This window comes from Arthrobacter sp. SPT-J7, assembly GCF_059089965.1.
Genome location: NZ_JBNHFF010000471.1, coordinates 1 through 1,089, shown reverse-complemented (window position 1 = coordinate 1,089; position 1,089 = coordinate 1). Strand labels below are relative to the sequence as shown.

General features: G+C 64.6%; 1 protein-coding gene. It reads right to left on the bottom strand.

Translation table 11 applies throughout. The features are described 5' to 3' along the window. Window positions 1-136 precede the first annotated feature (136 nt). Window positions 137-1,089: inorganic phosphate transporter (locus tag AC5RWX_RS33665; protein ID WP_494100482.1), on the bottom strand; the 953-nt coding region annotated here is incomplete at its 5' end.

The window sequence follows — 1,089 nt, the reverse complement described above, 5'->3', positions numbered from 1 at the left end:
GACCGCTTCACACCGGGTGAAGCCTGCTGGGCGTCGCCGGCAATGGCGGTCAGTCGTACGCCCAGCGAATAGAGAACCACTACGGTCACTGCGGCCGTCAGAGTGGCTCCTGCCACAGTCAGCAGTTCCAACCACTTCATCGTTGGGCATCCTTCGTTGTGATGGCTTCGGCTTCAGTACCGGCCTCGGCGTTGGTGGTGGCCTCGGCACCGGTGGTGGCGTTGGCCTTGGCCTCAGCATTAATTCTTGCGTCGCCGTTGGCCTTCAAGTGGGCCTTGGCATTGGCGCGCGCCCGGGCCATCGCCTTCTTTCTGGCGAAGCGCACGGCCTGGCCGGCTTCCTCCACCTCGATGGCGTTGTGATGGCCGACAGCGGACTTACGGGAGTAGAAGAACATAAACAGAACAGCTGCAGTACCTGCGATGGCCGCAATCAGGACCCCCACGACGCCGGTCTTGACCAACAGTGCTGTCAGCGCGCCCACAATGCCGGCGGCGGGAAGTGTGAAGAGCCACCCCAATGCGATCTTGCCCACCATGTTCCAGCGGACGCTGGTTCCCCTGCGGCCCATGCCGGAGCCGATGACGGAACCGGACGCCACCTGGGTAGTTGAGAGCGCGAAGCCAAGGTGCGAGGACGCGAGGATGGCCGAGGCGGTGCTGGTTTCGGCGGCGAAGCCCTGAGCGGGCTTCACTTCTGTGAGGCCGGCGCCCATAGTCCGGATGATGCGCCAGCCGCCCGCGTAGGTGCCGATGGCAATGGCAAAGGCACAGGCGGCGATCACCCAGAACTGCGGGCCGGAGCCCGGCGTCTGCGTCCCGGCAGCAATCAGGACCAGGGTGATGATGCCCATGGTCTTTTGGGCGTCGTTCGTGCCGTGGGCCAAAGCCACTAGGCTGGATGTGAAGATCTGGCCGGTCCGGAAGCCGCCGCGCTTCTGCGTAAGCTTGCTGCCGGTTTCGGGATCGTGCCGTGACGTCAGGGCGTAGGCGAGGCGCGTGCAGACGTAGGCAACGATGCCGGCGATGAGCGGAGCGAAGATCGCCGGGAGGATAACCTTCTGCATGAGGCCCTCGAGAGTGAGCGAGT